This window comes from Brevibacillus sp. GCM10020057 (genome assembly GCF_042683565.1).
Lineage (GTDB): Bacteria > Bacillota > Bacilli > Brevibacillales > Brevibacillaceae > Brevibacillus.
The window spans coordinates 46,426-54,165 of the sequence record NZ_JBHUJW010000037.1 but is presented as its reverse complement, the minus strand read 5'-3'; the positions used below and the strand labels follow the sequence as shown (position 1 = coordinate 54,165).

Sequence of the window (7,740 nt, the reverse complement as noted above, 5' to 3'; positions counted from 1 at the left end):
CTAAGTTGTCGCAAACCTAACGGTAGGAGGAAATATGGGTGCTGACAAGTGCCTTTTTTGTATTTGCCTTGAGCATTTTTACGCTGCAATATTAGGCATTTCTATTGTGCAATAAACACCACACAGAGAGGAGGTGAATCTGGATAATCAGGCAGTGTTGTTTTGAATGAAAGAAGCAGTGTGGTTATTGTCGTGACTTTTTTGGTAAACAAATTTCGGTAAATCGGAGGGAGTCTGTATGGAGGTTAGAATTTACGTTGCCAATCTGGCGAAGTACAACGAAGGTAAATTGGTTGGCATGTGGCTAACACTGCCGCTGAGAAGTGAAGAGTTAGAGGAACGGCTAAAGCAGATTCTGGGCGAGGATGAAGAATACGCCATTCATGATTACGAAGCACCATTCTCCATAAGCGAGTATGACAATGTGTTTGCGATCAATGAAGCCGCCGCCGTTTTGGCTCGATACGACAGCAGGGTTGTTATCGCTCTTTGTGAATGCGTGGACAACGTGGAAGAGGTTGTGCGGCTGTTGGAGAGCGGCGACTACAGTGTGTATTTTGACGTAGACAACTTATGTGATGTCGCGGCTGAAATGATCGATGAAGGTTGCTTTGGTTCCGTTCCTTCCTCACTAAGTTGCTACATCGATTATGAAAGTATCGCCAGAGATTTGAAGATGGACGGTTGGTACATGAATTACGAGCTGAGAGTTGCCGTCCGCCCGCATTCTTAATCACGCCGTTCATTTGTAACAAGGATTTGTGTAATGGTGCCTGCTTGAATCAAAGCGGGTTATTTGTCGTTGCGAAAAAAGCGAAAACGACGGGTTGCAAGACAACGGGACGATGAAAGGAGGTGAGATGACTATGAGGGATTTGTTGAAAAGGCTGGAGTTGAAACAGGCCGATCTGCTTGTCAGGGAACGGTTGCTGAGAAACTCTGACATGAACCACCCAAGAAACATGTTCAGCCTACAACAGGTTCGGGAGGAGCTTAAAACCCTGCAAATTAAATTGGATATGATCGACATCCTGCGGTCGATTGAACTCGAAACCAATAAGAAAGGAGCTGTAACACATGCAACAGAACAAAATGAATCTGTCTGATGACCTTGTAGTGTTGTTAAATAGGTTGGCTCTGAACGGAGACATTCGAATGGCCGGTCACGTCTTGCACGCATACCTGATCCGCTTCTGGAAGATGGAGAGGGATGATGCAACCAGATTCGTCATTTGCTACTTTGAAAAGCATTATCCAAAGCAGTTACAGTGGTATGTGAAAAAGAGAAGACATCGGAACTGAGCGGCTCTTCTGCACTGATTAATGGCAGGAGGGCTATTTTTATGTCCTTGGTGGGAGGTGAGGCTGATGAAGAGACACGTTGATCTATATGAAAAGAGGCAGTGGTTACTGGCGGCACTGAAACATCTGAGAAGTGTCAAGAAGTTGCGTCCTGATTGGGGGCGGCTTTATGCACGGATACTTGTCAAGCTGGTGCTCGTTGAAATGAAGCTGGAGCAGTTAGAGAAACAAAAAGAGGTGCGACCTTGAAGGATCACACCAAACAACTTAGCTGATTGTATTGTACAGGATTTGACTTCACCAACACAAGGAGGGTTCACCGCCCTCCTTATTTTCATTTCACGGAGGTAATTTACGGTGACTGATAGATATGACAACAAGCCTGCTCTGGCTGATATCTTCGCACAGATTTTGCGGGAGAAGCCTGACAGCCACACCATTCGCACTTTACTGACCAGCTTTCCAACACTCTATGATTTGCTTCAGGCCACAGAAGAGGATTTTAGAGCCCTTCCTCGCATCGGTGTAGTTAAGGCGAGAAAAATTATGGCCGCTTTAGCTAGTGCTCGAACTCTCTGCACTGAAATATCTCGTCCGCATGTTGTTCGTTCGGCCAAGGAAATTTACGACTTTCTCAAGGCTGACATGATTTACTTACCCCAAGAGCACTTTGTTGTTGTCGGATTAGACAAGCGGAATCGGATTTTGTTCTGGAAGATAGTTAGTGTAGGAAGCCTCGATGCGGCAATAGTTACGCCGAGACAGACCTTCCTTCCATTGTTAAAGCATTCACAAGTAGAGAAGGCAATATTCGTGCACAACCATCCTTCAGGTGATCCTACTCCATCAAGGGAAGATATAACCATAAGCAATACTCTCAAGAAAGTAGGAGAAATCATTGGCGTGGAAGTTCTCGATTCGATTGTTTGCGGCATGAATTCGTACTGCTCTTTAGCTGAGCAGGGATTTATGTAAATCTAGTCAGGAGGCGGAAAGCATGGCGAAACTCATCAAAAACCTAGTAAGCTCCCACATACTACGGGAGAGCGATTTGTTGACGATTCAAGCATTGTTACATCACTATGATCACCCGAATCAACTTAAAGGGCTATCTCCAGAGGATTTATCTGAAATAGTCAGTTCATCTGCGGAAGGAAAACAGCTTCATGCTACCCTGAAACTTGCACATTTACTTTCTAACCCCGGCAGGCAGGATAGGTTCGTTATCCGCATGCCTAGAGATGCCTACCAGTATTGCAAGGAAAAGTTTGAGATGGTCGGCGATGGTCGAACGGTACTGCTGGCATTAACGACCAAGAATCATGTCCTGAGCCAAACTACTATTGATGAGAAAGTGATGGCCGACATCCCCACTTGCCAGCGATTTATCTTCCGCGAACTCATATTGCGGAACGCCGCTACAGGGATACTGGTACAAATTCTAAAGGAGGGCAACCTTTATCCAACTCCTGAACAAATCACAGTGGCCAAAACGATTGCTGAGACCGGGAATGTGTGTGGGATAGCAATTCTTGATGTAATCCATATGACAAATTCAGAGTATCTCAGCTTCAAGGATAGAGGGTGGGCATAAGAAGTATTGGTGGTATGGGAGTCGTTATAAGGTAACTGGCTCCCATTCCCATAACGACTAGTAGGCCTGAAGTGGTCATGTTGAGTCTATTCTGTTTAAATTAAAGTATAGGAATTGACTGGAGGAAGTTGCTGTGCAGATACCTAACTTTCAGAGCTATTTCAGAAACACCGGTGCGGGGAATAAGATTATTCTTTCTCCATCGTGGTTCCCTTTTCAAAGACAGATATTAAGCGAGGTATATGGTGATTTTAAAGACCGTGACGCTTTTGTTATCTATCTATATTTGTGTAAACATTTTGACTACACATCCAAAAAGACATATCGATGCATTGATACAATTCACAAGGATCTGAAGTATAACTTGCCAACTGCACATAGACCGAAGTATTCAAGGAAGGTTCAGAATGCATTAGCCTGGCTTGAGCGAGAAGGTTTTATTAAACGTGTTAGTGGAAAACAGCAGTGGTTCCGCTCCACTATTCTTGTCGCTCCAGATTACCACTACGGTCAACAAAAATTCTATTCTTGTCATGAACTGAACTTTGATTTTGATGAGTTAAAAGCACATAACAAAGGCTACATTATGGTGCCAAAAACAGTATTAACAGAAAAAATGCTGGCTGACACAACCCTTGCCAAACGTCAGTGGACAATCACTAAGTTGAAAACAATTTTGCTACTGTACGCATATTGTTGGCTTGAATTTTACGGGGGAATCGATCCGAGAATCGTGCAGATCGATCAGCAAGGTAAAGTTGATCTTAATCCAGGCTTCTGTTATGCGTTAAAAGGTTCGACCACAGTGATATCGAGAACGGTTATTTCTTTGATAAAGGATGGTTTATTTATTCCAGTTAGGTGTTGGTTTGAGGAAGGGATATACACGGGTGATGTAGGAACATATCAACCGAATTCAAATGCAAAAGTCGTTGAACGAATTGTGTTACGCCCGACTCATTTAATTCTTCATCAAGTCGAAACCGATGTTATGAAATCTAAAAAGGGGTATATGGAAATATGACGACAACATGGAGGAAGTTGAAAGTAAAGGTGGCAACCGAAATGGTTGATGTTCTTCATGATGGATCATCTACAATAGAGATTTTGGGGGAGCCTCATTCTCAGTCGATTGAATATGATTCAACAAAGGAAGAAGGGATTCTACAATCCATTCAAATGATGGATTTTCAGGCAAAGGTCGCAATGCTGTTACGGGCGGAATTGAAGAGGATGGGTATGCTTCCCCCGCTTCCTGCTGAAAGGTATCGTGTTGAAATTGATGTTGTTTCCAGAAGGCCGAAGAAGGAGTTGCCATTAATCGAAGTAATGAAATCGGTTGTTGATGGAATCAACAAAGAGATTATCGGGAATGACCGCAGTATTTATGAATGTTGCATCACAAACGCCGGGCCCCAAAATGTTCAAAGTCGTTCTACGCAACCTTTGGATAATCTGTCAGTTAGGATTTATCCATTGAGTGCGAATACAGGTTCACCTGTGGTTAGTTTTTTTGATGTTCCTATTTATATTGTCCCGAAGGAAGAGCCGCTTTTAATCGACTTCGACAATGACACACGTTGGGAGCCATACAATTGGGATTTGCAAAAAGACGTGGCGGAGGCCCTACAGAACGATGGAATGCAACTTTCAGGAGTTGGCGGCCCCCTTCAAGTGAATATGACGTTCATCGGTGGAAAGGTTGCGGGTATGGACATCGATAACATGGCTAGGGTTTATTTGCCGATCCTTTGGTATCTCGGAGTTAACGAGGAGGAGGTAAACGCTATTCATTTGTACAAACAACCAGTACAAGGGCATCAACAGAGTAGTACATTGATTGTCTTGCAATAGATGTATACACGACCGAGAGCAGTAAAATCCTTGAGGCTCTAAGGTTAAACCGTTCTTTGATGTAGACCAAAGTATGAACATTTAATAGAGATTACTGAATGCTAGATGATACTATCTATCGCGCTTGTCACATTAACCAATGTGATGAGTGCTTTTTTATTTACAGCGAAAAATCAACGGTGAGAGGCGTTGAACAGCAGAGAGGAGGTGAAGACATAAGCTTGTATAGTGACGTATCTCTTGCAATCTCATTTAATCAACGGATGAAAGAATACCGGAAGGAGTAGTCAATATGAATGTTGCCACGTATTTAAGAGTTTCATCAGAACAACAGGCAAACCGTGAATTGTCCATTCCGGCACAGAGAGAGGCGTTGAAGGCCTACGCTGATGCAAAAGGATGGAATATCGTTGAAGAATTCGTTGACGAAGCAAAATCGGCGAAGACGGCGGATCGCCCTGCTTTTCAAAGAATGATTGCTTTGGCTCAAAAGCCTGACAAACCGTTCGACGCGATTCTCGTGCACAAGTTTGACCGCTTCTGCCGAAGACGTGAAGATCATATTATCTACAAAGCCCTGCTAAAAAAGCAGGGTATTGTTGTGCTTTCTGTAACCGAACCAACTGACCCGGAAACCCCACATGGCATCTTGCTTGAAGGAATGCTGGAGGTTATCAGCGAGTTTTATAACGTCAACCTGAAGCATGAAACACTGAAGGGTCTACGAGAAAACGCATTGCAAGGTTTTCACTGCGGTGGTCGTGCCCCCTATGGTTATCGTTTGTGTAAGATTGGAAACAGAGTGACATACGAACTTGGGCCAGAACATGAGGTGCAGACTGTTAAACAAATATTCAGCATGGCCGCAGAGGGCATGGGAGGCAAGAAAATTGCACGTCTGTTGAATCAGCGATCGCAACCACAAGAAAAAAAGTGGAGCCCTTCAACCGTACTTTCCATTCTCAGCAATGAAGCGTATCTCGGTCGTCGCGTGTGGAATAAGAGGTCTGACGGTCGTCCAAATGATCAAGGTAAGTGGATTGTTACAGAGAAGAGTCATCCAGCCATTATTGATCAGGATCTCTGGAACGCCGCTCAATCATCTCTAATGACACGTAAGTTATGCAAGTGACCAAATATCGTTTTCATGCAGGTATGCCAAACAACGGTGTACCTGCTTTTTTTATGCCCAAAAATCAACATACAAGGAGAGGTTGATCAATGAAAGTAGTTGCTTATGTTCGTGTATCGTCGGAGCGTCAAGCAGAAAAGGAATTGTCTATTCCCGCTCAATTGAAAGCCATCCAGCAATATTGTCAGGAGAAAGGCTGGATCATAGTTGGTGAGTACATTGAGAAGGCGAAGTCAGCAAAGACTGATAATCGCCCTGAGTTTCAGAAGATGATCGCATTAGCGAAGAGGCCAAACAGACCTTTTGATACAATTGTAGTTCACAAGTTTGATCGCTTTTCGCGTAAACGGGATGATCACGTTATCTACAAAGCGTTACTTAACAAGTGCGGCGTTAAGGTGATATCCGTTACCGAACAGACAGAGGCGGAAACTCCACAGGATTTGCTTTTGGAAGGGATGCTTGAGGTAATCAGTGAATTCTACAACGCGAATCTTGCATCTGAGGTCAAAAAGGGAATGACGCAAAACGCGAAGCAAGGATACAACAACGGTGGTACACCTCCCTACGGATACCGTACCGAACATATTGCGTTGGGAGCCAGCAAAACAAAAGCGGTATGGGTACTCGGCCCGCGGGAAGAGATTGATATTGTTCGTTGGATTTTCCATCAGTATGCTTACGAAGGTTCAGGGTACAAGAAAATCGCCAATACACTTAATGAGAAAGGAGTACCCACACAGAAAGGCGGGAAATGGTCGGCAAGCACAATTCGGGCTATTATCTTCAATGAATCGTATATTGGCCGGAAAGTGTGGAACAAACAAGACTATCAAACGAAGGGGAAGAAGTGGAAAGACCGCTCTGAATGGATCGTAACCGAAAATGCACATCCGGCCGTCATCACTGAGGAGTTGTTTAATCTATGCCAAAAGAGAGCGAAAGAAAGGAACAACGGCGGGGGTGAAACGCATAAGCCGTTCCAAACGAAGCCTAACTCTCCATTCTGGCTCAGGGGAATCTTTTACTGCGACCAATGCAACTCACGGATGGTCGGCCATTCGACATCGACAACCAGGAAATACGGCGGACAAAAGTATTACATCTGCGGTGGGTATATGCGAAAAGGTAAGGATTTTTGCCCTTACGTTGGTTGGCGGAAAGAACAGATAGAGAAAATCGTTGCTAATAAACTACGAAGTGCATTGCTCCGACTGACTTTTGATGATCAGATTGAAGGGGAGATTCACCAGTACCATAGAGACTCAAATAAACACATTACCGCGTCATTAACAGGATTGGAAACGGAAATCAGTTTTCTGAAGAAGAAGATTGAGCAAATGCGGCACGAACTTCAAACAGGTGGTGGAAAAGCGTACTATGCGGATGTCATCAATGAAATGCAGGCAGAGTTGAAAGAGAAGGAAGCTGAGTATGCTCACAAGAAGAATTTATATCAAGAGCTGATACTTCCTGAAACGGCCATAGACTCAATCAAGCATGACATCAGAAACCTGATAAACTTGCTTAATGAAGAGGTGCCGAATCCTCAACTGCTTAATGAGTATGTCGGCAAATTTGTCTCTAGTGTGATGATTCAAAGGGAGACAAGGATGGTGCAAATAGCAATGCATCTCAAGTATGGGGAGCAAGTATTGTATCAGAAGATGATTGTTGCTGAGTGGGATTCTTTAATGTAGCTATTAATGGGGTTTACTTCTTCCAAACTGGTGCGACGTTTTCTTAATACGCGTTGCACCAGTAATTTAATTTTGAAGGATTTTATTAATAAATTACTGAATAAATTAGTTAGAAGATGAATTCATGCAGTGAAGATGGGACGTTTTGATCGTATAAA

General features: G+C 43.6%; 9 protein-coding genes. All 9 read left to right on the top strand.

Features of this window, described 5'->3' with window-relative positions; translation table 11 throughout:
* Positions 1-238 precede the first annotated feature (238 nt).
* The 9 genes from ACFSO0_RS11855 to ACFSO0_RS11815 all read left to right on the top strand — a co-directional run bounded on the left by ACFSO0_RS11855 (position 239) and on the right by ACFSO0_RS11815 (position 7,582).
* Positions 239-733 (top strand): antirestriction protein ArdA, encoded by a 495-nt coding sequence (locus ACFSO0_RS11855; RefSeq protein ID WP_376880380.1) that lies wholly within the window; start codon positions 239-241, stop codon positions 731-733.
* Positions 734-866: 133 nt separating this feature from the next.
* Positions 867-1,106: a hypothetical protein gene (locus ACFSO0_RS11850; protein ID WP_376880377.1), complete on the top strand. Its 240-nt coding sequence runs from the start codon at positions 867-869 to the stop codon at positions 1,104-1,106.
* 262 nt (positions 1,107-1,368) lie between these two features.
* Positions 1,369-1,551 (top strand): hypothetical protein, encoded by a 183-nt coding sequence (locus tag ACFSO0_RS11845; RefSeq protein ID WP_376880374.1) that lies wholly within the window; start codon positions 1,369-1,371, stop codon positions 1,549-1,551.
* A gap of 108 nt (positions 1,552-1,659) precedes the next feature.
* On the top strand, positions 1,660-2,277 hold the full coding sequence (locus ACFSO0_RS11840; protein WP_376880372.1) for a JAB domain-containing protein: 618 nt from the start codon (positions 1,660-1,662) through the stop codon (positions 2,275-2,277).
* A 22-nt stretch (positions 2,278-2,299) separates the two neighbouring features.
* A complete protein-coding gene (locus tag ACFSO0_RS11835) occupies positions 2,300-2,896 on the top strand; it encodes a JAB domain-containing protein (RefSeq protein ID WP_376880369.1) in 597 nt (198 codons plus the stop codon).
* A 133-nt stretch (positions 2,897-3,029) separates the two neighbouring features.
* On the top strand, positions 3,030-3,920 hold the full coding sequence (locus ACFSO0_RS11830) for a hypothetical protein (RefSeq protein ID WP_376880366.1): 891 nt from the start codon (positions 3,030-3,032) through the stop codon (positions 3,918-3,920).
* Positions 3,917-4,750 (top strand): hypothetical protein, encoded by an 834-nt coding sequence (locus ACFSO0_RS11825; protein ID WP_376880364.1) that lies wholly within the window; start codon positions 3,917-3,919, stop codon positions 4,748-4,750. The genes ACFSO0_RS11830 and ACFSO0_RS11825 overlap by 4 nt, the downstream gene beginning before the upstream one ends.
* A 292-nt stretch (positions 4,751-5,042) precedes the next feature.
* Complete coding sequence (locus ACFSO0_RS11820; RefSeq protein ID WP_376880361.1) at positions 5,043-5,882, top strand: recombinase family protein; 840 nt, start codon at positions 5,043-5,045, stop codon at positions 5,880-5,882.
* Positions 5,883-5,971: 89 nt separating this feature from the next.
* Entirely contained in the window at positions 5,972-7,582 is a 1,611-nt protein-coding gene (locus ACFSO0_RS11815) for a recombinase family protein (RefSeq protein ID WP_376880359.1), read from the top strand.
* Positions 7,583-7,740: the final 158 nt, after the last annotated feature.